This is a genomic window from Gemmata obscuriglobus, assembly GCF_008065095.1.
Lineage (GTDB): Bacteria > Planctomycetota > Planctomycetia > Gemmatales > Gemmataceae > Gemmata > Gemmata obscuriglobus.
Window position 1 is genome coordinate 8395646 of record NZ_CP042911.1, and the last position, 25393, is coordinate 8421038.

Here is a 25393-nt window from a genome sequence, read left to right on the forward strand (position 1 = left end):
TCACAGGCACGCGCTATAACGCCCGGGGCGCGGAAACGTTGGTAAGGGGCATGCGCCGGTCCAGATCGTCGGCGCAACCGGTGGAGAGAACACGACGTGCGCCCGTCACCGGTGCGCGCCGGGCTCGGGCGGTTCGCGGAACAGCAGCGCGAACGCTACCAGTGCGAGCGCGTACCCGATCAGCGGCACCGCCCACACGGTCGGCCAGTCGGTGACCGTGCCGGCGCGGTTCGCCTCCACCACACCGCCGGCCAAGAAGTTGCCCACCAGCACCGCCGGGCCGCTCCCCAGGAAGGTCACCAGCGACTGCGCCCCGGCGCGCAGGTGCGGCGGGGCCTCGCGGTCCACGAAGTACGAGCCCAGCAGGCCGTAGAACGCGTACCCCCAGCCGTGCATCGGCAGCGCCACCGCCACCACGGCCGGCACGTTCGCGAGGTACAAGAGCGCGTTGCGCAACAGCAGGCCGCCGAGCCCGATCAGCATGAGGTGTTTCAGCTTCATGCGGCGCAGCAGCCACGGGGTCGCGGCCATGCACCCGATCTCGCACACCTGCGCCAGCGTCATCACGACTTCGGGCGCGAGCCGCCCGTAGCGCCCGAGGTCCAGTTCCACGCCCAGATCCTTCAGGAACGGCGAGACGAACTGCGCGTAGAACTGGTTCATCAGGTTGCACACCAGCAGCACCAGCGCGAACACCAGGAACGAGCGGTCCCGGAACATCTTGACCGCCGGCAGCCCGAGCACCTCGCGGAGCGGGCGCCCGTGCCCCTTCGGGGGCGTGTGCGGGAGCACCAGCGCGAACGCCGCGAGCGCCGCCGACGTGGCCGCCGCCAGGTACAGCGGCTGCGGCGAGATCGGGTTCAGCGCCCACCCGGTCACGAACCCGGCCACCACCCACCCGAACGTGCCCACCAGCCGCACGTACCAGAACGTCCCGCCGCCCGCGGGGAGGTTCCGGAAGCTGATGACCACCGCGAGCGTGAGCGTGATCTGGGTACCGACCGCGTAGCCCAGGACGAGCAGGAACAGCGGCGCCACGGCGTCGGCCGGGTCCGCGGTGGCGCCGTCGTGGGTGTCGCACCACGCCGCGGCGGCGCCGACCAGCGCGGCCATGAGCGCGTGCGTGCCGGCGATCACCTTTTCCACCGCGAACCAGCGGTCCGCGAGCACCCCGACCACCAGCGGGGTGACCGCCGCGCCCATCGCGAACGTCGCGTACACCAGGCTCACGTGCGTGGGTCGGAAGTTGAGCCCGCCGGCGTCGGCCGCTGTCTGGAGGTACCGGGTCAGCGGCACGATCACCGCCGCCAGCCCGAAGTACTGCAAAAACATCATCAGTGCGAGCCGTCCTGGCACCGAGCCGAACATCGGGACTCCGGGTGGGGGCGAGAGGGGGACACGCGTGTTGTATCAGTGCGGAGCCCCGCGCGGCGGTGCGCGGCGGCCGGGCGCAGCGACCGCGCTTGCAATTTCGGCCCGCCCGGGTTCAATTGCGCAGGTCCGACGGTGACCGTCGCTTCACACGTTCTTCAACTCCGGGAGGGCGGCCGTGCCCATCATGTTCGATTGCGGGTGCGGGAAGACGCTGCGCGTTCCGGACCAGCACGCCGGCAAGCACGTCAAGTGCCCCGCGTGTAACGGTGTCGCCGCCGTGCCCGCGGCGGAACCCGAGCCGACGTTCGAGATCGTGGACGACACCGCGGCGCCGCCCGCCCCGTCGCCCAAGGTGCGCGGCAAGCCGGTTCCCGCGCGGGTGAACGACGACGACGACGATGAGGACCGGCGCGGCTACGGAGTGTCGAAGTCGCGTTACGAGGACGATGAAGAAGAGCGGCCGAGGCCGCGTAAGAAGAAAAAAAAGATCAAGGCGGCCCGGTCGTTCCCCCGGGATGACTATGACCGCATGGAGAACACCAACAGCACTAGCGCCATCCGCGAAATCGTCGGCGGGGTGATCCTGATGGTAATCGGCGGCGGGCTGTTCGCGCTGGCGTGGGCAAACGATCGCATCTCGATCTACGGCATCGTGCTGTTCGTCGGCGGGCTGATCGCACTGCTCAAGGGCCTAGCCGGCGGCAGCGGCGACGCTTGAGCGGGCGGGCGTTCCTCGCTCACAGGATACGATACGACCGCTTCGTTCGTCGCGGGAATGGGTTATGGCCGTTATGTTCGGGCTCGGGTGCGTGTGCGTCCTCGTCGGTGCGGGCGTGGCGCTGGCCGTTAGCGGTGTGCTCCTCCGAGCCGCGGTCGCCGCGGCGAACCGGTTGATCGGGGCACCCAAGCCGCAAGACCCGTTCGGGCAGTGGGACGACTGGGACACCGACGAGCCGGCACCGATCCCGCGCGCGGCTCCGGCTCGGGCGGTCCCCGAGCCGGGGTTCCTGACCGGGGCACTCGTCACGTTCGTGCTCGGAGCTACGGCCGCAGTCGGATACCTGTGTCTCGTGTTCGTGGCCGCGGAGTTGCTGAGGGTCAACGTGGACGAGCCCGCCGGGGTCGTGTTGATTTTCCTGGCCGGGCTGCCGTTCACCGGGTTCGGGCTCAGCTTTCTTCTAACCGTCACCCTGCCGACCACATTCAAACGGGCCGCACTGGTCGCGTTCCTGTACCACCTGATCGCCATCCCGGTGACGTGTGTCGTGGGGGCGATCATGCTCGCCTTCGCGTTCCTAATCGGGTGACGACGCGGAGCGGCCGGGACGTTGCTTGCTGAACCCTGCTGGCGCTTTAGTCATCGTGCGCGCCGTGCCGGCTCGGAGTGCCACCCGGCCGGCGCCCCACCGGCTCAGGCGCCGTCGCGCGCCGCGTCCGGGCCACCGCGTGCTGCCGGGCGATCACGCACGCCGCGACCCACGCGCCGGCGGCCAGCGCCCCGGCGATCACGTCCGTCGGGTGGTGGGCACCCAGATACACCCGGCTCCAACACACACACACCGCGAGGACGCCGCACGCACCGGCCACGGCCCACCGCCACCCCGTTCGCCACGCCCCGGCGACCGCCACACAACCGAGGTAGCCGAAGAACCCGACCGCCCGGAGCGCGTGACCGCTCGGGAAGCTGAACCCGCGGGCCGTGTACCGCGGGTCGGGCAGTTCCGGTCGCGCGATCGCGAACAGGGGCTTCATCACCAACTCGAGCACAACCACCCCGGCGACGACCGCGAGCAGGGCCGCCGCGTCCACGTACCGCCGCACGGTCAGGAGAAGCGCCGTCGCGGCCGCTGCCAGCACCGCGAACGCGCCGGGGTCTCCGAACGTCGTGACCGCCCGTGCCGCTCCCGTCAGCTCGCCGCCCCCGCGGACGGCCGCACCGGTCCGCTCGTCCCACTCGCGCCACTCCGCGCCGGTCACCCCGCGCGCGAGCCACACGAACAGCAGAACCGCCACCGCGGCCGCACCGAGGCCGAAGAGGTCCGCGCGGGGCGCCCGCTTCGCCAGCAGGAGCGCACCGCCGAGCAACCCGAACAGCCGCGGGCCGATCCCCTTCGGCCGCGGCGCGGCCGGCGCCGGCTCGTCGTGCCCTTCGAGCGGCGGTTCGGCGTCCGGACTCGCGTGATACCCGGGACCGGTCAGAACCCGGAGCGCGCCGGGAACCACCTCGAACGTGAACCGAGACCCTTCGCACCGTTCGCCGTCCACGCTGAGCGGCAGCGGCGGGTCCGACTCAACTTCGACCGCCCGCGCGAGCCGGTGGACGACGTTCTCATCGCCGAGGTAGTCGCCGTGCATCAGCCGGGCCGCGACGACCGACAGGTCGAGCGCGTCGCCCGAGCGGACGACGATCACGTCGAGCAACCCGTCCTCCGGGTTCGCGGTCGGCGCCACGGTGATCCCGCCGGCCGCGGTGCGGGCGTTGGCGACCACGAGGTTGAGCGCGTCGAACGTTTCGGGCGGGCCGCCGTCGAACCGGAGCGTGAGGCGGAACTGGGGCGGGTCCGCAATGGTCCCGGCGGCCCCGCGGAGGTACGCGAGCGGCCCCCAGAACGCTTTCAGTTCGGGAGTCACGTCGGCGGCCACCTTGCCGCTGAACCCGCCGGTCGCGGCGTTCACCATATAGCCGGTGCGCCCCCCACCGAGGCGCACCGCGTCTACTGCCCGCGGTGCCCCGGCGCGGAGCAGCGTGACCGCCTCGACCGGGTCGAGGGGGACCGCCATCGTGCGGCAGAAGTCGTTTCCGGTGCCGAGCGGCAGCACCGCCAGTACGGCCCGCCCGTTCGCGGTCAGCAGCCCGTTGGCCCCGGCGTGAACGGTCCCGTCCCCGCCCGCCACGGCGACTACGTCATGATCGACCGCCGCCGCGCCGGCGAGCCCGGCGAGGTCGTCGTCCGGGCCGAGTTCGTGCAACGTCACACCGGGTTCGGCTTCGAGGGCCGTTCGCAGGGCGGTGATCTGTTCGGCCGATCCGGCACGAGGGTTGAACAGTACGCACACCTTCATGGAGATCTGCCACCGCCGAAATAGAGTGGGCGTCGCCGCGCCGAGTCCGTGACCGCACGTGCGAATGCGATTTCCGGGCCGTTTCCATCCGCGCCCGGTTAAATCACGAGGCATCGTACCAGATTACGGTGTGTCGCGCGAAGCGGCCGGGGCCACTTCGAGGCTTCGCGGACACAAATATCGGATCAAACGTCGAGCGATCACGTTAGACACGCCGCACCGAGAAAAGTGCCGCACGTGGTACAGATGTAGTGTTCCGACGTATCGCAGTGGCGCCGAAGCGGCCCACTTCGGCAGGCATCACCCCAGCGGAGTGCGGGCGATCGCTCAACAGCCGGGGGGAGGAGAAGAACCGCTCGCCCCGGCGGCCCGACAAGCCATTGGACCCTACTTTACCCGCAGAGTGATCTCATACCGCAGTTGGTTGTTGATGCTCGGCTGAGCACCCGCCGGGGGCGCGCCGGTCAGCGTGAACGTGTTGCCCTTCAGTTCGTACACGAACGGCTTGAGCGTGTCGGGGTCTTCGGGCACCGGCACCAGCTTGATGTCGGCCAGCGATTTGGGCGGCTTGCCGTCGCCGGCGGCCGCGTGCAACCGGACGGCCTCGACGGCGCGCATCAGCGCGACCCGGCGGTTCAGCCGGCTGTGCGCCTCGAACGTCTTCTCGATCGCGGGCACGTTCATCGCGAACACGCTGACGATCGGGTCGCCGCTCTCCTTGCGCAACTTTTCGGACCGCTCGCGCACCTTCGTAATCTCGGTGCGGGCGTCGGGGACGTTCAGGCTGAAGCACTTCGCGAGGTCGTCGTTGTACGACCGGTACGCGGCGACCGCCCGCAGCGCCACTACCTGCGCCGCAGGCATCTCCTTGATCGCCGCCGCGTCCCAGCCCAGGGTGAGGAGTTGCTTCCGCGCGCCCTGGTAGTTCATGGTGGCGTACGCCGTCGTACCGATGCCGCCGGTGCCGATCTGCTTGTCGTCGGGGCGGCCCATCGTCTGGAACGCGGTCATCATCTCTTCGAGCAGCGCGTTCGCGCGGTCCGTCGAGAGCGCCCCCTTTTCGAGCAGCCGCGCGTTCGGGAACAGGTTGTCGAACAGCCGGGCTTCGCCCTCGAACGCGATCCGCGGGTCGATGACCGGGCGCGGAAGGGTGGTGAGCGCCCAGTACATGTTCGGGCTGCCCGGGCGCTGAATCAGGTGATCCACTTCGCCCAGGAAAATGCTGGCGACCGCGACGCCGACGAGCGTGTGAATCAGCGTCGGGCCTTCGCCCACGTCCTTGCCGAGCCGCATCCCGATTTGGATGCAGTGGACGGCCTCGTCGAACTTCCCCTCCGCGAGCGCGACGCGGGTCCGCAGCTTCTGGAACCGCGCCAGTTCACGGAAGGTTTGCACCTCCGCGAGCAACCCGTCGATGTTACCGACCGACAGCTTGGAGCCCAGCTCCCAGTCGCACCGGTCGGCCCGTGCGGCGTCGTCGAGCGCGCGGAACGAGGCCGCGTGTGTCGCAAGGTACTTCTTCACCTCCGCCAGCGGCAGGGCGTCGACGGTCCCCTCTTCCCATCGGATGAGCGTGTCCTGGAGCTTTTTCGATTCCTGGGCGTCACGGGGCCAACTCGGCTGGAGCAGTTTCGCGCGGTGGTAGTCCATCGCGGCGTTGCCCGGCTTGCGGTCGCGGAGCCGGGGCAACAGTTCGTACTTGAGTGCCGGCGCCGCGGCCGGGGCCGGCGACGCCGCGAGCCGGGTGACGAGCGCGGCCGGCGAGTGGGAACGCTCCACACCGTCGGGCGGGGCGTCCTTTTTCGGCTCGGGCGCGCGTTCTGGTGGTTGTGCCCCCGCGAGCGCGCACGCCAGGAGCAGGAAGATCAACACGCGTGCCATGTCTGGTCCCTCCGGATGCTTCACTTCTCGCCCGGCGGGGGCGCCGAGGGGCCGAGGGGGGGCAGCGCGCCGAGCCCGACCGTGAGCACCTCGTTGCGGACCCCGAACCAGCGGACCGCCGCGCCCGGTTCGGGCGCCGGGCTGTCGGTCCACGACGGGGCGGGCGCGGGTTCCACCGCGGGCGCGGCGCCCTTCGGCGGGGGCGTGAACCGGTCGATGTACACGATGCGCTCGGTCGGCTGGGGAGCGGGCCGGAAGACGAGCACCACGGCCAACCCGACCGCGACCAGCGCGCAGCCCCCCGCGACGACGCGCCAGAACAGAAGCGCCCGGGCCTTGGACTCCCGCCCCGCGGCGAACATGAGCGCGTGCCAGTTGAACCCGTGCGGGGACGGGTCGAGCTGCGCGAGTGCGACCGCGAGCGGGTCGGGCCGGTTCGGCGGATGCTGGGGTGCGGGGGTGCTCATGTGGCTCGAACGGGGCGCTCGGCCCCGAGTTTCTGGCGGAGGGTTTCGATGCCCGCGGCGTAGCGCCGGTAGCAGGTCGCGGCGGAACTGCCCACCGCTTGAGCGATCTGCTCGAACGTCAGCCCGCCCCACAGGTGCGCCACGATGATCTCGCGCGTCTCGGCGGGGAGGACGGAGAGGGCTTCGGAAGCGGCCCGCGCGTCCAGCCCGGTGGGGTCGTAGGACGGCTGGAACCACCGGGGCGCGCTGTCGGCGGCGGCGGCCTCGTACCGGTGCCGCCGGCGGGCCGCCCGGCTGGCGTCGATGGCCCCGTTCCGCACCACCTTGTAGAGCCACGGGAGCAGGTTGTCCGGCGGGGTGCCGAGGCGGACCAGCTTGAGGAACGCGGTCTGCACCACGTCCTCCGGGGTCGCGCACCACTGCCGCGCGTACAGCACGAGTGCCGCCGCGTACCGATCGACCAGTTCGGCTAGCTGCTCCGGTCCCATCGAAAGGTACTAACGCCGCTCCCGCCGTGGCATTTCAGGCGCCCGCGGCGCCACTATATCAAACGCAGTCGTTTCGGGGTTTCGGGTTCCCACTCTGCGGCGAAAATCGCTCGGCGTCGTGGAATGCAGACCCTTCCGAACGTATGACCTGGAACGCAGGCGTGGAACCGGAAACGATCGGAACGGGCATGAAACTCACCCCTCTGGGCGATCAGGCGGTGCTGGCGTACCTCGCGGACGAACCCGCGGCGGTGGCGCTCGCCGCGACGGTACGCGCGGCTAACCCCGTCTGGCTGTTCGATGTCGTCCCGGCCTACGCGAGCGTCGGGGTGTTCTTCGACGCCGACCAAATTCGCGCCGCAGACGTAATGGATTGGCTGAACGCGCTGGCGAGCGAGAAGAGCGAACCCTCCGAGGCCGTGCTCGGCGGCAATGCCCACTCGGGGGGCTCACGCCCCCCACTCGCCTTTCGCGTTCCCGTGTGTTACGAGATGCAACTCGACCTGGCCCGTGTGTGCGAGCACACCGGCCTCTCGGCCGACGCCGTCATCGAGCGGCACACGGCGACCGTTTACACGGTGTACGCAATCGGGTTCGTGCCGGGGTTCCCGTATTTGGGGTATCTGCCATCGGAACTGTGTGGGGTGCGACGGCTGCCGAGCCCCCGGACGCGGGTCGAGCCCGGGAGCGTCGGGCTGACGGGCCGCCAGACGGGCATTTATCCGCTGGCGCGCCCCGGCGGCTGGAACCTGATCGGCCGAACGCCGCTGACGATTGTGGACGTGGCCGACGGGTTCTTCCCGCTGCGGGTGGGGGACACGGTCCGCTTCGAGCGCATCGACGAGGCGCGGTACCGTCAGTTAGAAGGCGAGCGATTGAAGTAAATCGAAAGCGAAAAGGCAAAAGGGAACGGCTAACGCTGTTTCCCTTTTGCCTTTTCGCTTTCGACCTTTGACGGACCCGAAGGGGCGGCTCAACCGTCGCGCTTGGCGAACCGCCACGAGGCGAGCCCAAGCGCCAGGGCGATGAAGATCAGCGACACGCTGACGGCCCCGCCGAACGACGGGAACTCGACCAGCAGCCCGAGCAACCGCGACAAACCGGTCGGCAGGTTCGCGTCGGCGATCAGCTTGGTCGTCAGCTTGTCCAGGTCCTTGTACCGCGGCAGGATGTTGTTGAGCGTGTCCACCAGGGTGTACGACCACTCGGGCAAGTTCACCTGCTGGGTCACCTTGTTGCGGTCGAAGAACCCTTTGACGACCCCACCGATCACCCACATCCCGAACATGAACCCGACCGAAATCAGGATGGACGCGATCGCGCTGCGGGTCAGCACCGCGACCAGCGTGGACACCGCGTACACGACCGCGAACGTGAACGTCAGCGCCGGAATCACCAGCAAGAAGCTCGGGTCCCAGTACCCGGAGCGGATCGCCGTGACCAGCCACACCAGCCCGATGGTGAACGTCGAAACCAGGAAGATGAACGTCAGCCCGCCGATGTACTTGTAAACGAGCAGTTGCACCCGGCCGATCGGCTTGGAGATCAGCAGGTCCAGGCTCCCCTTGCGGAGCATGTTCGGGATGAAGAACGCGGTGATGACGACGCTCAGGAGGAGTGTGACCGCGGCCCCGATCCCGTTCACCAACTGATCCTGGACGAAGTACACCGCCAACCCCAGCGGGACCCGATCGATGGTGAACGCCTTGAACAGGATGTGGATCTTGTGCGGCCACCCGCGGGCGCCGGTCACGCTCTTGAGCGTCACCTCGAACTGGTACTCGGGTTCCGCCACCCCCGGTTTGCGCTTCACGACCACGTCCGACTTGCTCACACCGACGAACGTAACGAACTGCGACTGCAGGAACTCGGCCATGTCCTCGTCGGACACGCCCTTGATGTCCTCGTCTTTCATGTTCGGGGGCATCACGATTTCGAGCTTCTTGTCGGTCCCGCCCTGGTTGAGGAGCCGGTTCCGGTTCTGGCGCGGGTCCTCCTTGATCTTCTCGCCGGCCGGCAGCTTCCACGCCGCTACCGCGAACCGGAACACGTCCGCCCCGCCGGGGGGCTTGGGTTTGGGCTTCTTCTCCTCTTTCTTTTCGTCCTTCTTTTCGTCCGTGGCGCCGCCTTCTTTCACAGATGACGCGTCGTTCGCGGCCCCGGCTTTGCGCGTGCGGAACGGCTGGTCCGTGTACTCGACGGTCAGGTTGAACGTCATGGTTCCGTCGGCCGCTAACCCGGCTTCGGACGGCGTGTACGCGAGCGGCATCGGCATCCCGACCGGGTACTGGCTGCGGCCCTTGTCCGGGAACACGATGTTGAACTGGTCGAGCACCGCGGGCAGGCCCTCGCCCGGCCCCTCGGGCTCGTACGACACGCTCCCCACGAGCACCACCATCAGCAGCGCCAGCGCGAGCATCAGGTAGATGACGAACCCGTCCACGGCCTCGCGGAACGAGTCTTTCAGGATGGCGAAGAACTGTTGCACGGTTCACTCCCCCCCGCCGACCGGGCGTGCGCGGCGGCGGCGGCCGCGGTCCACGCCGGGCTCGGCCCCTTCCACGGTCGTCATGAACACGTCTTCCAGCGACTGCTTCTTCTCGACGATGTGGGTCACCGTCAGCCCCTGGCCGGAGAGCAGCTTCATCACCGGCTCGATGGTCTGCCCGTCCGGCAGCGTCACCTCGACGTGCCCCGGGGTGTCCGGCAGCTTGCGCACCGTGAACCCCAGTTGCGCGACGGCGTCGGTCGGGAACGTCTGGCCGGCCAGCAGCCCGAGGACGAACGTCCCCTTCGTCTTGGTCAGCTCGGCGATGGTGCCTTCGCGCACCAGCTTGCCCTGCTGGAGGATGGCCACCCGGTCGCAGATGAGTTCCACCTCGCCGAGCAGGTGCGAGTTGAGGAAGATGGTGTGGCCGTCGTCCTTGAGCTGCGCCATGAGGTCGCGGATCTCAGCCCGGCCCATCGGGTCCACGCCGTCGGTCGGCTCGTCGAGGATGATGAGGTCCGGGCGGTGCAGCATCGCCTGCGCGATGCCGAGCCGCTGCTTCATGCCCTTCGAGTACGTTTTGATCTTGTAGTGCATGCGGCCGGCGATCCCGACCTGCTCGAGCGTCTCGGGGATGCGCTTCTTGCGCTCGGCGCTCGGCACCCCGTACAGGCTGCCGTAGAAGTCCATCAGCGAGTACCCGGTGTGGTACCCGGGGAACGCGTGGTCCTCGGGCAGGTACCCGACCCGGCGGCGGGCGTTCGCGTCGCCGGCCGGGGCGCCCAGGAGCGACGCCTGCCCCTCGGTCAGCCCGACGATCCCGAGCAGGATCTTGATGAGCGTGGTCTTGCCGGCGCCGTTCTGGCCGAGAAGTCCGTAGATCTGTCCCTTCTCGACCCGGAGCGACACGCCCTTAAGGGCCTGGAGCCGGCCGTAGGTCTTGCGAAGCTCAACCGTCTCGATCACCGACACGGGCGCCTCCGGTGCATGGGGCCGCTGACTTCAACGAATGTGCCGTCACGCAGAAGATACGGACAACCCGGCGCGGGAGCAATGGAGTACAACAACGGGGGGCCGAACCTGTACAACCGCGAGGGCCGCTGCCGTGCCGAAGTTAACCGTCGAAGGTGTGGGGGAGTTCGAGGTGCCCGCGGGCAAGCGGCTCGTGCTGGCGCTGGTGGACGAGGCGGGCGTGGACCAGCTCCACGCCTGCGGGGGCAAGGCCGCGTGTACGACCTGCAAAGTGGAGTTCGTTTCCGGCGAGCCCGACCAGATGACGGAGGCCGAGAAGCGGGTGCTCGCGGCCAAGGGGCTGAGCGGGGTGCGGCTGAGCTGTCAGATCGCGTGCGACGCGGACCTGGCGGTGAGGTGCGTGAGCCGGTTCGCCGGCAGCGGGCGCAAGAACGCAGGGACGCGCCCGGGCGACGCGATCGACCCGCCCCCGGCCTGGACGACGAAGGGGTGAGACGGGGAGGAGCCCCGGAGCGGTCGGCACCGGCGCCGCGGGTGCGCCGCCCGCGGCTGTTGCTCAGAAATCACTGAACCCGTCGCCGGACGAATCCAGTTCGTGGCCCCGCGCGTGGCCGTTGCCGTTGCTGCTGCGCCGGTGGTTGATCGCCTTCGTGACCGCCGCCCGGGGCTTGGGGGCGGCCCCCCTCTTCGCCGGCTTCGCCGCTTTCGCGGCCGGTGCGTGTCCGCCCGGTCCCAGATTGAACCGGCCCACCAGATCGCGGAGCTGGGCCGCGTGATCGGTCAGGGTCTGGGCGGTGGCGCTCATCTCCTCGGTCTGCGAGGCGTTGCGCTGGGTGACGGTGTCCATCTGGGCCACCGCCTTGTTCACCTGCTCGATGCCCGTCGATTGCTCGCGGCTCGCGGACGCCATCTCGGTGACGATGTCGGTGACCCGCTTGACGCTGGTGACGATCTCGGCCAGTGTGGTGCCGGACCGGTTGACCAGTTCGGTTCCCGCGTCCACCTTCTTCACGCTGTCCTGGATCAGGGCCTTGATCTCCTTGGCCGCGGTGGCGGACCGCTGCGCCAGGTTGCGAACTTCGGTGGCGACCACCGCGAACCCGCGCCCCTGCTCCCCGGCCCGGGCCGCTTCCACCGCCGCGTTCAAGGCCAGCAGGTTGGTCTGGAACGCGATCTCGTCGATGGTGGTGATGATGTCGGCGATCTTCTTGCTGGACGCGTTGATCTCGCTCATCGCGCCGACCGCGGAACTCACCACGCTCCCGCCCTTTTCGGCGACCTCCTTGGACCCGCTGGCGAGTTGCCGCGCCTGCTGGGCGCTGTCGGCGCTCTGCCGCACGGTTGAGGTAATCTGTTGCAGGGTGCTGGCGGTCTCCTCCAGGCTGCTGGCCTGCTGCTGCGCGCCGGTGGAGATTTCTTCGCTCGCGGCGGACAACTGCCCGGACGCGTCCGCCAGCTCCTCGGCCACTTCCCGCACGCCTTCCAGCGCGGACCGCACGCTCCCCACGGCCTCGTTCAGCGCCGCCCCCACCTGTCCGAGGTCGTCGTTACCGAGGGCCGGCATGGTTTGGGCGAAGTCGCCCGCCGCCATCCGGTTGACGGCCCCCAGCACCACCGCCACCTTGCGCTTCTGCTCGGTGATGTCGGTGGCGAACTTGACCACCTTGTACGGCTTCCCGTCGGTGCCCACGATCGGGTTGTACGAGGCCTGGACCCACAACTCCTTGCCGCCCTTGCCGACCCGCTTGAACTCGCCCGCCACGTACTCCCCGCGGTTCAGCTTGGCCCAGAACTCGCGGAACTCGGGGCCGGACGCGTGCGCCGGCTCCACGAACATGCTGTAGTGCCGCCCCTGGATCTCGTGCGCCGCGTACCCGAAGATCGTCAGGAAGGTGTCGTTGGCCGAGACGACGGTGCCGTCGAGGTTGAACTCGATCACCGCCATCGCCTTGCGGATGGCCGCGATCTGCCCGTGGTAGTCGGCGTTCGCCGCCTCCAGTGCGAGCCGCTTCGTGACCACGTCCCAGGTGACCATGGTGCCCAGCCGAGCGCCGGTCGCCGAAAACAACGGCTTCACGCGCAGCTCGAGCGTCTCCGGCCCGAGTCGGATGAGCGTCGACGGCGGGATGGTGTCGGGGCTCGTGAGGGTTCGCCGGACGTTCTCGGGGCGCTTGTGGAACACGTCGATCGACTGCCCCACCAGCGACTCGGCCCGGACCGGCAGGTGCTCTTGCAGCGCCTTCAAGGTTCGGAGGGTGGCCGCGTTGGCGTACCGGATCACGAACTGCGTGTCGCAGAACATGACGTTGAATTCGACGGCATCCAGGATGTGCGCCGGCACCTCGGCGGGCAGCGCCCCGGCTCCCTTGGCGGCGGTCCGTCCCGCGGCGGGCGTGTGGCTGAAAAAGCCCATAACGTGTCACTGGTCCGGAGGAGGTAGCGATTCAGGTCGCGTGCCGAATTCGGAAGCGGCCCAGCAGCCCCGCTCGCACGGGCCGGCTGGGCCGCTTTCGCCGGCGGGCGACCGAAGCGGCGCGAATCGCCGCGCGGCCGGCAGGAGCGGGGCACGCGCTCCCGGTCGCACGGACGACCGCTTTCGAACAACGGAACGGGGCGCCGTATGCTCACCGGCGGCCCCGACTAATAGGATCGATTCCTTCCGCACGGATTTGCTCACACCATAATTCGCTGGCCTGGGCCGGGTCGAATGTCTCGGTGGGGAGCAAGTTTGCGGCCGATGTGCCCGACGGACTTGGCAACGCCGGGGGCCGCCGGTTAGGTTGGTGGCGTGATCTGCGACTTGTTCCCGCCCCGCTCGTCCGCACCAGGAGAGGTCATTGAGCCGCTACGCCCGCAGCCAGGTGTCCGGCCCCGCAATGGGGCTGCTGGTGACCGCCGCCATCAGCGTCACGGCTCTCATCGTGGCGCTCATCATTGATGTCGTCATTCTGGCCACCTTTCGCCTCGAACCACCGCAGAAGACGCAGGTGGTCGTCCGGACCACGTGGGGCGCGGCGATGCTGGTGGCCAACTTCGTGATCATCAACGGGGCGCTCCGCATGAAACAACTGGAGAGCCACCCGCTCGCGCTGACCGCGTGCGTCCTCGGTATGATCCCGTGCCTCGGCCCGTGCTTCGTTCTCGGCCTCCCGTTCGGCATTTGGGGGCTCACCGTGTTGAACGAGCCTCGGGTCCGGCGGGCCTTCCGGTGACGAACCCGAAGTTGCGGTGAGGCAGACCCGAACGGGCGACGGTCAGCCCGCGCGGCTCGCTGACCGGCACAGCGCCTCCAGCACCGCGCGGGGCTTGCCGGCGTCGAGCGCGGCTTCGGCCCGCTCCACCCCCTCTCGGAGAGTCTGCACGGCTTCCGCGGCCCACAGGGCGGCCGCCGCGTTCGCCAGCACGATCCGCCGGGCCGGGCCGTCCGCGCCCGCCAGCACCCCGCGAACGGCGGCCGCGCTCTCGGTCGCGTCTTGCGCGCGGATCGCCGCGAGCGGCACAGGGGCCAAACCGAACTCCGACGGCTGCCACTCGCGGGCCTCGTACTCGTTGCCGCGCACGACCCGCACCATCGTCGGTGCCGTCAGACTCACCTCATCCAGCCCATCCCGGCTACACACCAAAACCGCTTGCCGGACGCCCAGCCGCGCCAGCGCCGCCGCCAACGGGTCTAACAACTCAGATTTTCCCACGCCGAGAAGTTGGTACGGTGCATTGGCCGGGTTCGCCAGCGGCCCCAGCAGGTTGAACAGGGTTCGAACGCCGAGCTTCTTCCGGAGGGCGGAAACGTGGGCCATGCCGCGGTGAAAGTGCGGGGCGAAGCAGAACGCGAACCCGGTGCGGTCGAGGCACTGCTGCGCCCACTCGGGGCCGGCTTCGATCGGTACGCCGAGTTCGCGCAGCACGTCCGCGCTGCCGGACTTGCTCGAAACGGCGCGGCCCCCATGCTTTACCACGGGGACGCCCGCGCCGCACGCCACGAGGGCCGCCGCGGTGCTGATGTTGAACGTCCCGCTGTCGTCGCCGCCGGTCCCGCAGGTGTCGAGCACCGGCCCGGACACCGGCACGAGCTGGAGCATCTGCTCGCGCAGCACGAGGGCCGCCGCGGCCACCTCCTCCGCCGTTTCCCCCTTCATGCGGAGGGCGGTGATGAACGCCGCGCCGCGAACCTCGTCCACCCGCCCGGCGACGAGGTCGCGGACCGCGTCGGTGACCTCGGCCGCGGTCAGGTGCCGCCCGGACAGGAGCGCCGAAAACAGTTCGGGGAACCAAGTTGGGGTCGGTAGCTCCAAGACACACGCCCTACAGGGGTGAAAGACCGGTGTACCTCGCGAAATGCTATCGCGCGGATACCGAAAGCTGCAATTTTTCTCTTCCGCTGTGAACAGTTGTTACTTATACTTCCATTCATGTAGTGGACGGGTGTAGCGATTGTTCCGGTCGGGCAACCTGGGGTAGATCGAATGCTCGCGACGCCGTCCGCCACCGAACACGAACCCGCCGACAGCACGGACATCCTCTCGGTGGGCCGTCTGTCCGCTCCATCCGCCTTCGGAGACGACCCCATGTCGGAGCGCGTGCAACTCACGCCCAAGCAGCAGTCGATCTACAACTACATCCGCAAGCACATCGAGGAAAAGGGGTTCCCGCCCGCGATCCGAGACATCTGCACGGAGTTCGGCATCTCCTCGCCCAACGGCGTGATGTGCCACCTGAAGGCGCTGCAGACGAAGGGGTACATCAACCGCGTCCAGAAGGGCGAGAACTCGCAAAAGGCGCAAGCCCGCGGGATCACCATCCCGGGAGTTACGTCTGGTGGGTTCAGCCTGCCGTTCGTCGGCGTGGTTGCCGCGGGCAAGGCCATTGAGTCCGCCGAGGACGATCAGCGGCTCGAAATGCGCGAACTGTTCGGCAGTGAGGACCTGTTTGTCGTGAAGGTGCGCGGCACGTCCATGATCGAAGGGCACATTGCGGACGGCGACTTTGTGGTGATCCGCAAGGCCGAGACGTGTGAAAACGGCGAGAAAGTTGTCGCAATGATTGAGAAGGCGATGACGCTCAAGAAATACTACAAGAAGAAGAATGAGATTCAGTTGCACCCGATGAACAGCACGATGGAGCCGATCATCGTGGACCCTTCCCGTGAGGACATCCGTATCCTCGGCATACTGGCCGGCGTCATCCGTAAGTGCTGATCGAGAAAATAGATGCGGCAAAGAATCACGAGCCGGATCGGCGCTTACTGGCGCCGATCCGGCTCGTGGCAATTGACCGAACCGACAGGACGCAAACGGTTCCGCGCACCAACTTCAGGAACCGAACGCTTCCCGTCGATCGTTGTGCGCCACCTGTCGTGAAGGCAACTCGGTTCGCCGGTGAAAGGTGGGCGAGGGAACGGGAACTTGACACGCCGTCAAGAAGCTCGACACTTTCCCCATGCACCGCGAGATCAGTACTGTCGATGACCCGTTCCGGTCCGAGACACCGCTCGGGTTGTACCTGCTCACCGCTGTTATCGGCGGGCTGGTCGCGGCGGACCTGTGGCCCGTCGTCGCCGCGTGGCTCAAGGGCCAGGGCATTGAGACGTACACCTGGGCGCGCGAACTGTATGGGTTTCGTTACGCGCTCGTAGCGGCCGTCATCGGCGGCGGGCGGGTGTTGTACACGTCCCTGGAATCGCTGTTCGAGGGTCGTATCGGCTCCGACCTCGCCCTCGCGATCGCGTGCCTCGCAGCCATCATCCTGAAAGAACCGGTCGTCGCCGCGGAGGTGGTCTTCATCGGGCTGGTTGGCGAGTGCCTGGAAGCGTACACGTTCTCGCGCACACAAAACGCGCTCGGCAAACTTGCGGAACTGTTCCCGACCCGGTGCTGGGTGCTGCGCGACGGCGCCGAGGTCCGCACCTTCACCGCCGACGTGATCGTCGGCGACAAGGTCGTAGTAAAGCCCGGCGGCCGGGTGCCCGTTGACGGCGTGGTAACCGACGGGCGCTCGGCGGTCGACGCGAGTGCGATCACCGGCGAGAGTCTGCCGGTCGATAAGGGGGTCGGCGACGCGGTTCTGGCCGGGAGCATCGTGCAGCAGGGCGCGCTCACCGTCGAGGCGCAGAAGGTCGCGAAGCAGACCGTCGCCGGACAGGTGATCGAACTGACCGGCCAGGCGCTCAAAGACAAGGCCCCGCTCGAACGGTACGCCGACCGGCTGGCGCGGTACTTTTTGCCGCTCGTGCTCGTGCTGGCGCTGGTCACGTTCCTGGGCAACGTCGGCTACCAAATGACCGGTACGCCGGCCCCGGGGCTTCCGAAGCCGACCCTGCGCGCCGCCGCGCAAGTGGCCGCGTACCCGGCGCTCGCGGTGCTGGTGGTCGCGTGCCCGTGCGCGCTGATCCTCGCGACCCCGGCCGCGGTGATCGCCGCGCTGGGGCGGCTGGCGGGCACCGGGGTGCTCATCAAGGGCGGGTCGGCGCTGGAGCGGCTCGCCGGCGTGACCGCGTTCGCGTTCGACAAGACCGGCACCCTCACCGAGGGGCGGCTCGAACTGGGCGACGTGATCCCCCTTTCGGGCGCCACGCCGGACCAACTTCTTGCGGTTGCGGCCGCGGCCGAGCAGCGGAGCGAGCACCCACTCGCGCGGCTCCTCGTGCGCGAGGCCAGTTCGCGTGGCCTGCCCCTCGCGACCGTTGACGAGTTCCGCGCGCACCCAGGCGCGGGCGTTACCGCCCGCGCCGAAGGCGGGGCGCTCGTCGTGGGGACGCGCCGGCTGATGGAGGAGCGGGGCGTAACGCTGCCGCCGGAGGCCGTGGCGGCGCTGGAACGGCTCGACGCGGCCGGGCAGACATCGCTCGTCGTGGCCCGTGCGGGCGTCGTGCTGGGCGTACTCGGTGCGCGCGACACGCTCCGCCCCGAAGCCGCACACGTGCTCGCCGAACTGCGCGCGCTGGGCATCCGGCCCGTCGCACTGCTCACCGGCGACCGGGCCGCGGTGGCGCGATCGGTTGCGGAGCAACTGCCCGTGACCGAAGTCCACGCCGAAATGCTTCCGGCCCAAAAGGCGGAATGGGTAGCGGCGCAGAAGCCGGCCTCCGCTGCACCCTCCTCTCCTGGGGGGGAAACTGACAGTAACAGTAACCCCGCCCGAGAGGAGCAACGTCCAACAACCGATCCGGTTGCAGGGCCGGTCGCAACGCGAGCCCCCGAGTCCCTCCCTGATTTCCCAGGGGAAGGGGTTGGAGGGAGAGGTTCTTCCGTTGCGTTCGTCGGCGACGGGATCAACGACGCACCCGCGCTCGCGCGGGCCGGCGTCGGGATCGCCATCGGCAGCGGAACGGACGTCGCCGCCGAGGCCGGCGACGTCGTGATGATGGGCGCCCCGCTCGCGCCGCTGCCGCTTCTCGTGAAGCTGTCGCGCGAAACGGTCCGCATCATCCGGCAGAACATTCTGATCTTCGCGTTCGGGGTGAACCTCGTCGGCATCTTGCTGACGGGGCTGTTGTGGCCGCTGTTCGCGACCTCGCCGGAGTGGTACGAGTCGGCCCCGCTGGTGGGCGTCATCTACCACCAGTTCGGGTCGCTGGCGGTCCTGCTGAACTCGATGCGGTTGCTCGCGTTCGACCGGGCGGACAACCGCACCCTCTCGCGGGCCAAAGGGGCGGCGAAAGCGGTCGAGGGGTGGCTGAACCGGTTTTCGATTGACGACACCCTGCACGCCGTCGCGCACCGGTGGAAGCTGATCCGCGCCGGCGCGTTCGGGGCGTTCTTCGTCGCCCTCGCGCTCACCTCGTTCGCGCAGGTCGAAACCGACGAGGTGGGCGTGGTGCGACAGTTCGGGGCGATAACCGCGGACCTGCCGCCAGGGCTGCACGTGCGCTGGCCGTGGCCGATCGAGACCGTGACCCGCGTGCGGCCCGACGAGGTGCGCACGGTCGAACTCGGGTTTCGTGTGTTGGCGGAGCCGCAGAGCAAGAAAGCGTCTACGAGCAACACCTGGACCAGCGGGCACGGCGACGGCGTCGGGCGGCTCACCGACGAGGCCGTGATGGTCACCGGCGACGGCGACCTGGTCGAGATCCTCGCCACTGTTCGGTACCGCGCCAGCGCCCCGCGCCAGTACCTGTTCGCGGCCCGCGACCCGGACGCGCTGATGCGCTCGGCCGCCGAAGCGGTCCTGCGCGAGCTGGTCGCCAGCCGGCGGTTTCTGGAGTTGCTCACGCTCAAGCGGGCGGAACTGGAGCGCGACGCCACGAACCGCCTGACCCAGCGCCTCGCCGAGGTCGCTCCGGAGGGGCTCGGGGTCACCCTCGAGGGGTTCACGCTGCACGACCTGCACCCGCCGCCGGAAGTGGTGAACTCGTACCACTCCGTCGCGAAGGCGATTCAGGAGCGCGACCGCACCATCAACGAGGCGCTCGCCGGCGCGCTGCGCACCCGGCGCCGCTCGGAAGAAGAGGCGGACCGCATCCTGAAGCGCACCGAAGCCGAGCGGCACACGAAGGTTGAAAGCGCGAAGGCGGACCGGGACGCGTTCCTCGCGTGGCACACGGCCCGCGCGCAGTTGACCGACGCCGAGGAGGCCGCCCTCGCCGCCGAGCGGGCGAACCGAATCGCGGCGAAGCAAGATCCGGCCGCGGTGGACAAGGACCTCGCAGAGCGCCGGACCCGCACGCTGGCGGAGCGCCGCGCGCTGCTCGAAACGCGGCTGACGTACCAGACCGTCGTGGACGTGCTGAAGTCGCGCGACAAGGTCATCATCGACGCGCCCGAGGCGCCGGGCCGCCGGCACCTGTTCCTGCTCGACCCGGAACTGCTCAAGGTCCCCCAACTGGTCGCGCCGCGAACGATCGAGAAAGACCCGTGATGCCGAACGCCGGGCCGCTCGGCGCCGCGGTCGTTCCAAACTTGCCGGTGGGCGCAACCTCCAACCGATCAGAACCGAATCCGTAACGTGCCCGCGAGAAATGCTCCCGGTTCGACATCGACCCGGTCGTGCATATCGGACCCCTGGTTCCGCCCCTCACCGAAGCGACGACCGAACGCGTAACCGGCGTTGAAGTCGAGCGTGGCGCGCTCCAACACGCCCCAGCGAAGGCCCGCCAGCACCCGCTGTTCGGCCGCGAAGAACCGGTCCTTCTTGTCCGCCCGGTCGGCCAGGAAGTACGACTCGGTGACGTTCTCGTACCCCGCGTAGAAGTTCAGCCGCTCGGTCGCGCGGTAGGTGACCCGGGCGTTGATGTTCGTCAGCGGCACGTAGGTCACGTTGAGGGTCCAGTCTTCCGCGGGCCGCCACGTGAGCGAGAGCGGCAGCCCGATGTTCATCTGGAACTGCTCCGAGGGGTTCCAGGAGTACGAGATCAGCGGGAGCGGGAAGTTCAGGTTCCCGGCCGAGGAGTACGCGAGGCCGAACATCCAGGCGTCCCGGCTGTTACGGGCCGGCACCCGCAGCAGCGCGGTGAGCGAGACGTTCAGCTCGTCGAAACTGTTGAACGGCTTGTCACTCGGCGAGCCGAAGTCGGCCCTTAGAATGCCGACCCAGCCGTTCTCGAACACGTGGTTGTAGCTCGCCCCCACGTTCACGTTCCACAGGTCGCGCGGGAAGGGCCGGCGGGTGTCCGGCAACAGGGCGTCGGTGTCGAAATGCGTCTCGCGGACGCCCAGCGTGAGGGACAGGCTGTCCGCGCCGTCCTTCCACACGGGTGCGCTGACAGACAGGTTTTGTCGGACCGCCCCGAAGTCGGTGTTCTGTCCCTTCACCGGGCGCGACGGGTACCAGCTCGCCGCGTACCAGGCGCCGCTGGCCCGCCCCGCTCCACCGAACCCACCCGCTCCCCCGAACCCGTCGCCGCTCATCATGTCCGGGCGGGGCGGGCGCCGGGGCGGAACGTCAGCGGCGGGCGGGGCTTCCGGGCTCGGGTCGGTCGTGGGATCGGGCGCCGGTTGGGGAGCGCCGAGCCGCGTGCGCGCGTCCGCGCGAGTCGCGGGCGGCTCGTCTTGGGCCAGAGCCGTTCCGAAGCTCAGGCCGATCGCAACCGGTACCACCAGAAGTAACACCCGCCGGATCGACATCTTCGACGGCCTCCTTGTTCGAGCGACTCGCGTGCGGGCCTATAGCCTCGCGCCCGGCGTCTGCACAGAGCCAGTCAGGGACGGCGTACCAAAACCGCCGCGCCGGGCGACAATTTTTTGCCCGAGCACGCTCCGGCCGCCGGGAGGCGGTGTTGGGCTGGACAACGTCGGCCCCGCCGGGTTACTCCTTCGGTCCGGAAAACCGCGGCCGCATCCGACCCGAGCGGGTATCCACCTGAGGCTCTGGCGTGGGCAATCTGACGGCGGAGATGAAATTCGGTTACGCGGGCAGCGGCTCGGTTCAAACCGACCAGGCGATTCGGGACGCGCGGGCCGGCGACCGGGAGGCCCTCGGCGGACTGTTCGACCGGTACGTCAACTATCTCACGCTCCTCGCCCGGGTGCAGATCGGGCGCCGGCTTCAGGGCAAGTTGGACCCGGCCGACGCGGTCCAGGAGGCGTTCCTTCAGGCGCACCGCCACTTCTCGAACTTCCGCGGCTCGACTGAGGCGGAACTCGCCGCGTGGCTCCGCCGCATCCTCGCGTGCGTCTTGTCCAACACCGTCCAGCACTATTTGGGCACCCAGGCGCGCGACCCGCGACTGGAACAGGTGATCGCTGCCGACGTGGACCGGTCCTCCGCCGCGCTGGTCGGGCGCCTCGCCGCCCCGGGGCCGAGCCCGAGCGAGGCGGCCTGCCGGCACGAGCGGGCGGTGCTGGTCGCCGACGCCCTGGCGCGGCTCCCAGATGACTACCGGGAGGTGGTGCTCCTGCGGTTCGCGGAAGGCCTCGCGTTCGCGGAGGTGGCCGCCCGCATGGGTCGGTCGGTGGACAGCGTCGAAAAGCTCTGGGTCCGCGGGGTCGTTCGGCTCCGGCAGTTAATTGGGGGGCCGTGATGGGAACGCGCGCCGCGGGGCCGGAGTGCGAGCCGGCGGACGACCCGCGCGTCGTGGAACTGGTCAAGGAGTACGAGGCCGCGTGGGAGCGGGGGCGGCCCGACCGCAGCCGGTTCCTCGCACGCCACCCGCACCTCGCCTCCGTGGTCGCCCTCGGCCTTGATGGGATCGACATTCTCTACCAAGAAGTTGGGGTTCTCACCCGCGCGGACCGGCCCGTGGTGTGGGCGGAAAGCGGCCTGATCGGCGCCCGAGTTGGTGAATTCCAGGTGGTCCGCGAGATCGCGCGCGGGGGAATGGGCGTCGTGTACGAGGCCCTTCAACCCGCCCTCAACCGTCGGGTGGCGCTCAAGATACTCCCCCGCTCACTGGCGACCGACCGGGACCGGTTGCGGCGGTTCGAGGTGGAGGCCCGCGCGGCCGCGGCGGTCGCGCACCCGCACATCGTTCCGGTGTACGCGGTCGGCGAGGACCGCGGAGTCAATTACTACGCGATGCAGTTCGTCGACGGGGCTTCCTTGATGTCCTGATCGAAGCGTACCAGCCCCCTGCGGGCGGTGAACCACACGCGCCCCGCCTCAGCGCGCCTGAACGGGGCGGCGAGTCGGTCCTGTCCCCGGAGGAACTTGTCGACCTCCGCCGCCGGAACCGCCCGGCGTTTCACCAGACGGTGGCCCGGATCGGGGGGCTCGTCGCTCGCGCCCTGGACCACGCGCACCAGAACGGGGTCGTCCACCGCGACATCAAACCGGCGAACTTGTTACTCGGTCGGGACGGCCACATCTGGGTGACCGACTTCGGGCTCGCACAGTTCACCGACGCGGCGACCGTCACCGGAACCGGAACGGCCATCGGGACATTGCGGTACATGAGCCCGGAGCAAGCTGAAGGCGACCGCCGCCGGCTCGACCACCGGGCCGACGTGTACTCCCTCGCCGCGACCCTGTACGAGCTGTCCACCGGCCGCCCCGCGTTCCCGGCCGAGACGCCCGCCGCGCTGCTGTTGCAGATCGCGCGGGGCGCCCCGCCCGCCCCCCGGTCCGTCGACCCGACGGTGCCCCGCGATCTGGAAGCGGTGCTGCTCAAGGGGCTGGAGACGGACCCGCGCGACCGGTACGCAACGGCCGCCGAGTTCGCCGACGACCTGGACCGGTTCCTGAACCGGCGCCCGATCGCGGCCCGGCGCCCGTGCGCCGGGGACCGGGCGCGGAAATGGGCGGGCCGGCACCCGGCGGTCGTCGCCGGCGCGGCCATCGCCCTCGTGCTCTTGACCGCGGGGTCGGGCGCCATCGCCGCACTCAACCAGCGCGCGTACCGGGCCGAGCGGGACCGGGCGGACGAAGCCGAGCGGCGGTTCTACCAGTCGAAACAGCTCGGCGACCTGATGATCCAGATCAGCGAGGAAGAGGGGCGGTCGAACGTCTCGTTCCACGGACCCCGCCGGCGCCTCCTGCTGGCCGCCCTGGAGAACTACCGGCAACTGAACGAAGCCGGGCACAACGACCCCCAGGTCCGTGCCGAACTGGACCGCGCGACGGCCCGGGTCGAGGAGCTTTTGGCTGAGGAAAAGGCGGCCCGGGAGTCGTGGCGGGTGGGGCTGCTGTGGTTTCAACCGGTGCGGGCGGAGCTGCGGTTGTCCCCGGATCAAGAGGAACAGGTTCGGCAGTCGTTCCGGGTCCGCGGCCTGGAGCCGGGAACCGCAACCGCCGGCCTGGGAACGATACGCGATGACCTCAACTTGCGGGGCAAGATCGCCCGCCTGCTGAGCGACCCGACCGCCCGGAACGAACTGCTCCGCCCGCTGACCGGGCCGCAGCGGAAGCGGCTCGGCGAACTGTTCCTCCGGTGCCTCGGGCCGATGGCCTTTGGCGATCCGGAGATCGTCGAAGCGCTGGGCCTCACCCCCCACCAGCGGCAGCAGATCCGGTTGCTCCAGCCGCCCGTGGCGTTGCGGCTCGGCCCGCCGTTCGCCGTCCTCCTGGACGACCGCCGGCCGGGCGGCATCGACCCGGCCTCGGACCCGGTGACGTTACTCACTTCGGAACAGCGCGCCATCTGGAAGGCGCTGATCGGTCGCCCGTTTGAGATGCCCTGGTGAGGCCCGGCCCACGTTTTCACGGCGTAAGAATCGGTAACGAAAGGGGCGGACGGTCACGGCTTCGTTTCGACCCACGCGGGCCTCGTGTTCACGAAGACCAATTTTGACAGGATGAACAGGATTGACGGATGAAGACATGTGGATTGAACATCCTGTCGATCCGGTCAAAATCTTCTTGACCCCGCTACCGAACTTTGGTGCCCTGTGGCCTTACGCTCGGACCGGCAGCGCCCCCCAAGCGCAACTCATCGCGCCCGGCGTTCTTCGCTGAGCCCGAAACGCCAGCGCGGCGTTACGCGGGCCGGTCGCTCAGTTGCTTGATCAGCACCTGCGACTTGCGGCGGCTCTGTTCGTACCGCTCGCGCCGCGCCGGCGGGAGGTCGTCGGGCGTGCCCAGCGCGTACCCGCCCTTCTGAACGAAGTAGTTGATGGCCTGGGTCGAGAGGCAGAACAGCTTCGCGATGCCGCGCCGCCGCGCCGCCCCCTCGGTGAACTGAATCAGCTTCGCCCCGATCCCCTGGTTCCCGTAGCGATCCGCAACGAACACGCTCGCCAGTTCGGCCATGTTCTCCTCCGGGTACGTGTGCAGCGCGGCGCACGCGACCGGGTTGCGGTCCACCTCGAACACGAAGTAGTCGCCGATGATCTTCTCCAGCTCGGCCCGCGACCGCTTCAGCAGCTCGTCGTTCTGAACGCCCTGCTGGATCAGGCCGAACACCGCCCGCACGTCCTTCTTCTGCGCCTGCCGGATCGCCTGGTACTCGTTGGCGTGGATCAGCGTGCCGATGCCCTCGTTCGAGAACACCTCGCCGAGCAGCCCCTCCTGCTCGCGGCCGTCGATGATGTGGACCCGCTCCACGCCCTCCTTGCACGCGCGCACCGCGGCCGTCAGCTTCGTGACCGCCCCCGGGGGCAACTCGGCCCGGCTCTTCTTCAGGACCGCGTCGGCCTCTTGCGCGGTCATCTGCCGGATCACCGCGCCCCGGGCGTCCCGGACCCCGCCCTCGGTGTTGAGGTACACGAGCTTCACGGCCTTGAGCGACTTCGCCAGCTCCACCGCGACGGCGTCCGAGTTGAGCCGGTACGACGCGCCGGCGCCGTCGATGCCGATGGGCGGGATCACGGGCACGATGTCGCGCTCGAGGAGCAGTTCGAGGAGCCCGGTGTCGACCCGCTCGACGCGCCCCGTGAACAGGTGGTCGACGCCGCCCAGGATGCCCGCCGGGTGCGCGACCAGCGCGTTCGGACACACGGCCCGGAGGTCGTTGGCGGTCAGCCCCTCCAGGATCTCGTGGGTGACGCGGTTGGCCGCGGTGATGGCGACGTTGAGCGTCTCGCGGTCGGTGATCCCGGTGCCGTCGATGTCCGACGGCGTCATCTTGATCAGCTCCCCGTAGCGCTTGATCTGAAGGGCCGCGCCGTGCACCAGCACCACCCGGATGCTCAGGCTCCGCAGCAGCGCGATGTCGAGCAGCAGGTTCGGGAAGTTGTCGTCCTCGACCACGGCGCCGTCGAGGGCGATCACGAACACCCGGTCGCGGAACCGGGGGACGTAGCGCAGGATCTCGCGGAAGTGCGTCAGGCGTTCGTGCATTGGGGGGAGTTGTT

At 69.1% G+C, this 25393-nt stretch carries 21 protein-coding genes; 10 read left to right on the forward strand and 11 right to left on the reverse strand.

Going from position 1 to position 25393, the window contains the following annotated elements; translation table 11 throughout:
- Positions 1-105: 105 nt before the first annotated feature.
- Positions 106-1368: an MFS transporter gene (locus GobsT_RS34780; RefSeq protein ID WP_010036690.1), complete on the reverse strand. Its 1263-nt coding sequence runs from the start codon at positions 1366-1368 to the stop codon at positions 106-108.
- A 181-nt stretch (positions 1369-1549) separates the two neighbouring features.
- Here GobsT_RS34780 and GobsT_RS34785 point away from each other — a divergent pair, with 181 nt between their 5' ends.
- Positions 1550-2092 carry a hypothetical protein gene (locus GobsT_RS34785; RefSeq protein WP_029600744.1) on the forward strand — a complete coding sequence of 181 codons (543 nt, stop codon included), beginning with the start codon at positions 1550-1552 and terminating at the stop codon, positions 2090-2092.
- 64 nt (positions 2093-2156) lie between these two features.
- Positions 2157-2681 carry a hypothetical protein gene (locus GobsT_RS34790; RefSeq protein WP_010036688.1) on the forward strand — a complete coding sequence of 175 codons (525 nt, stop codon included), beginning with the start codon at positions 2157-2159 and terminating at the stop codon, positions 2679-2681.
- A gap of 46 nt (positions 2682-2727) precedes the next feature.
- Here GobsT_RS34790 and GobsT_RS34795 read toward each other — a convergent pair whose 3' ends face one another.
- From GobsT_RS34795 to GobsT_RS34810, 4 genes are all read right to left on the reverse strand, one after another.
- Entirely contained in the window at positions 2728-4437 is a 1710-nt protein-coding gene (locus tag GobsT_RS34795) for a YegS/Rv2252/BmrU family lipid kinase (RefSeq protein ID WP_010036686.1), read from the reverse strand.
- Positions 4438-4824: 387 nt separating this feature from the next.
- Positions 4825-6318 carry a hypothetical protein gene (locus GobsT_RS34800; RefSeq protein WP_010036684.1) on the reverse strand — a complete coding sequence of 498 codons (1494 nt, stop codon included), beginning with the start codon at positions 6316-6318 and terminating at the stop codon, positions 4825-4827.
- 20 nt (positions 6319-6338) lie between these two features.
- The gene (locus GobsT_RS34805) at positions 6339-6785 is read right to left on the reverse strand and encodes a hypothetical protein (RefSeq protein WP_010036683.1); all 447 of its coding nucleotides are present in this window, start codon (positions 6783-6785) and stop codon (positions 6339-6341) included.
- Positions 6782-7273 carry an RNA polymerase sigma factor gene (locus GobsT_RS34810; RefSeq protein WP_010036681.1) on the reverse strand — a complete coding sequence of 164 codons (492 nt, stop codon included), beginning with the start codon at positions 7271-7273 and terminating at the stop codon, positions 6782-6784. The genes GobsT_RS34805 and GobsT_RS34810 overlap by 4 nt, the downstream gene beginning before the upstream one ends.
- Positions 7274-7461: 188 nt before the next feature.
- On the opposite strand from GobsT_RS34810, the gene GobsT_RS34815 reads away from it, so the two are divergent.
- Positions 7462-8157 (forward strand): 5-oxoprolinase subunit B family protein, encoded by a 696-nt coding sequence (locus GobsT_RS34815; protein ID WP_033197983.1) that lies wholly within the window; start codon positions 7462-7464, stop codon positions 8155-8157.
- An 89-nt stretch (positions 8158-8246) separates the two neighbouring features.
- On the opposite strand, the gene GobsT_RS34820 is transcribed toward GobsT_RS34815, so the two are convergent.
- Positions 8247-9761 carry an ABC transporter permease gene (locus GobsT_RS34820; protein ID WP_010039546.1) on the reverse strand — a complete coding sequence of 505 codons (1515 nt, stop codon included), beginning with the start codon at positions 9759-9761 and terminating at the stop codon, positions 8247-8249.
- Between the two features lie 3 nt (positions 9762-9764).
- Positions 9765-10733, reverse strand: a complete 969-nt coding sequence (locus GobsT_RS34825) for an ABC transporter ATP-binding protein (protein ID WP_010039544.1) — start codon at positions 10731-10733, stop codon at positions 9765-9767.
- A gap of 133 nt (positions 10734-10866) precedes the next feature.
- Between GobsT_RS34825 and GobsT_RS34830 the strand changes: the two genes are divergently transcribed.
- Positions 10867-11226, forward strand: a complete 360-nt coding sequence (locus GobsT_RS34830) for a 2Fe-2S iron-sulfur cluster-binding protein (protein WP_010039542.1) — start codon at positions 10867-10869, stop codon at positions 11224-11226.
- A gap of 63 nt (positions 11227-11289) precedes the next feature.
- On the opposite strand, the gene GobsT_RS34835 is transcribed toward GobsT_RS34830, so the two are convergent.
- Positions 11290-13146 (reverse strand): methyl-accepting chemotaxis protein, encoded by a 1857-nt coding sequence (locus GobsT_RS34835; RefSeq protein ID WP_010039540.1) that lies wholly within the window; start codon positions 13144-13146, stop codon positions 11290-11292.
- Between the two features lie 424 nt (positions 13147-13570).
- Between GobsT_RS34835 and GobsT_RS34840 the strand changes: the two genes are divergently transcribed.
- The gene (locus GobsT_RS34840; RefSeq protein ID WP_010039538.1) at positions 13571-13945 is read left to right on the forward strand and encodes a hypothetical protein; all 375 of its coding nucleotides are present in this window, start codon (positions 13571-13573) and stop codon (positions 13943-13945) included.
- Between the two features lie 42 nt (positions 13946-13987).
- On the opposite strand, the gene trpD is transcribed toward GobsT_RS34840, so the two are convergent.
- Positions 13988-15025: an anthranilate phosphoribosyltransferase gene (gene trpD, locus GobsT_RS34845; RefSeq protein WP_162542193.1), complete on the reverse strand. Its 1038-nt coding sequence runs from the start codon at positions 15023-15025 to the stop codon at positions 13988-13990.
- A gap of 273 nt (positions 15026-15298) precedes the next feature.
- Here trpD and lexA point away from each other — a divergent pair, with 273 nt between their 5' ends.
- The gene (gene lexA / locus GobsT_RS34850; protein ID WP_029601378.1) at positions 15299-15928 is read left to right on the forward strand and encodes a transcriptional repressor LexA; all 630 of its coding nucleotides are present in this window, start codon (positions 15299-15301) and stop codon (positions 15926-15928) included.
- Positions 15929-16169: 241 nt separating this feature from the next.
- The gene (locus GobsT_RS34855; protein ID WP_010039528.1) at positions 16170-19586 is read left to right on the forward strand and encodes a cation-translocating P-type ATPase family protein; all 3417 of its coding nucleotides are present in this window, start codon (positions 16170-16172) and stop codon (positions 19584-19586) included.
- A gap of 68 nt (positions 19587-19654) precedes the next feature.
- On the opposite strand, the gene GobsT_RS34860 is transcribed toward GobsT_RS34855, so the two are convergent.
- Positions 19655-20791, reverse strand: coding sequence for a DUF6268 family outer membrane beta-barrel protein (locus GobsT_RS34860; protein WP_010039526.1), 1137 nt, complete (start codon positions 20789-20791; stop codon positions 19655-19657).
- 269 nt (positions 20792-21060) lie between these two features.
- On the opposite strand from GobsT_RS34860, the gene GobsT_RS34865 reads away from it, so the two are divergent.
- The 3 genes from GobsT_RS34865 to GobsT_RS39160 all read left to right on the forward strand — a co-directional run bounded on the left by GobsT_RS34865 (position 21061) and on the right by GobsT_RS39160 (position 23785).
- A complete protein-coding gene (locus tag GobsT_RS34865; RefSeq protein WP_063744591.1) occupies positions 21061-21687 on the forward strand; it encodes a sigma-70 family RNA polymerase sigma factor in 627 nt (208 codons plus the stop codon).
- On the forward strand, positions 21687-22217 hold the full coding sequence (locus GobsT_RS40705; protein ID WP_029600869.1) for a protein kinase domain-containing protein: 531 nt from the start codon (positions 21687-21689) through the stop codon (positions 22215-22217). The genes GobsT_RS34865 and GobsT_RS40705 overlap by 1 nt, the downstream gene beginning before the upstream one ends.
- A gap of 80 nt (positions 22218-22297) precedes the next feature.
- Complete coding sequence (locus GobsT_RS39160; RefSeq protein ID WP_261340050.1) at positions 22298-23785, forward strand: protein kinase domain-containing protein; 1488 nt, start codon at positions 22298-22300, stop codon at positions 23783-23785.
- A 292-nt stretch (positions 23786-24077) separates the two neighbouring features.
- Here the strand turns inward: GobsT_RS39160 and argA are convergent, their stop codons facing one another.
- The gene (gene argA / locus GobsT_RS34880) at positions 24078-25379 is read right to left on the reverse strand and encodes an amino-acid N-acetyltransferase (protein WP_010039520.1); all 1302 of its coding nucleotides are present in this window, start codon (positions 25377-25379) and stop codon (positions 24078-24080) included.
- Positions 25380-25393 lie beyond the last annotated feature (14 nt).

Coding starts and splice junctions, on each gene's coding strand:
- GobsT_RS34790 (WP_010036688.1), top strand. CDS start 2,157: ATGGCCGTTATGTTCGGGCTCGGGTGCGTGTGCGTCCTCGTCGGTGCG.
- GobsT_RS34780 (WP_010036690.1), bottom strand. CDS start 1,368: ATGTTCGGCTCGGTGCCAGGACGGCTCGCACTGATGATGTTTTTGCAG.
- GobsT_RS34795 (WP_010036686.1), bottom strand. CDS start 4,437: ATGAAGGTGTGCGTACTGTTCAACCCTCGTGCCGGATCGGCCGAACAG.
- GobsT_RS34800 (WP_010036684.1), bottom strand. CDS start 6,318: ATGGCACGCGTGTTGATCTTCCTGCTCCTGGCGTGCGCGCTCGCGGGG.
- GobsT_RS34805 (WP_010036683.1), bottom strand. CDS start 6,785: ATGAGCACCCCCGCACCCCAGCATCCGCCGAACCGGCCCGACCCGCTC.
- GobsT_RS34810 (WP_010036681.1), bottom strand. CDS start 7,273: ATGGGACCGGAGCAGCTAGCCGAACTGGTCGATCGGTACGCGGCGGCA.
- argA (WP_010039520.1), bottom strand. CDS start 25,379: ATGCACGAACGCCTGACGCACTTCCGCGAGATCCTGCGCTACGTCCCC.
- GobsT_RS34855 (WP_010039528.1), top strand. CDS start 16,170: ATGCACCGCGAGATCAGTACTGTCGATGACCCGTTCCGGTCCGAGACA.
- GobsT_RS34815 (WP_033197983.1), top strand. CDS start 7,462: ATGAAACTCACCCCTCTGGGCGATCAGGCGGTGCTGGCGTACCTCGCG.
- GobsT_RS34860 (WP_010039526.1), bottom strand. CDS start 20,791: ATGTCGATCCGGCGGGTGTTACTTCTGGTGGTACCGGTTGCGATCGGC.
- GobsT_RS40705 (WP_029600869.1), top strand. CDS start 21,687: ATGGGAACGCGCGCCGCGGGGCCGGAGTGCGAGCCGGCGGACGACCCG.
- GobsT_RS34835 (WP_010039540.1), bottom strand. CDS start 13,146: ATGGGCTTTTTCAGCCACACGCCCGCCGCGGGACGGACCGCCGCCAAG.
- GobsT_RS34865 (WP_063744591.1), top strand. CDS start 21,061: ATGAAATTCGGTTACGCGGGCAGCGGCTCGGTTCAAACCGACCAGGCG.
- lexA (WP_029601378.1), top strand. CDS start 15,299: ATGTCGGAGCGCGTGCAACTCACGCCCAAGCAGCAGTCGATCTACAAC.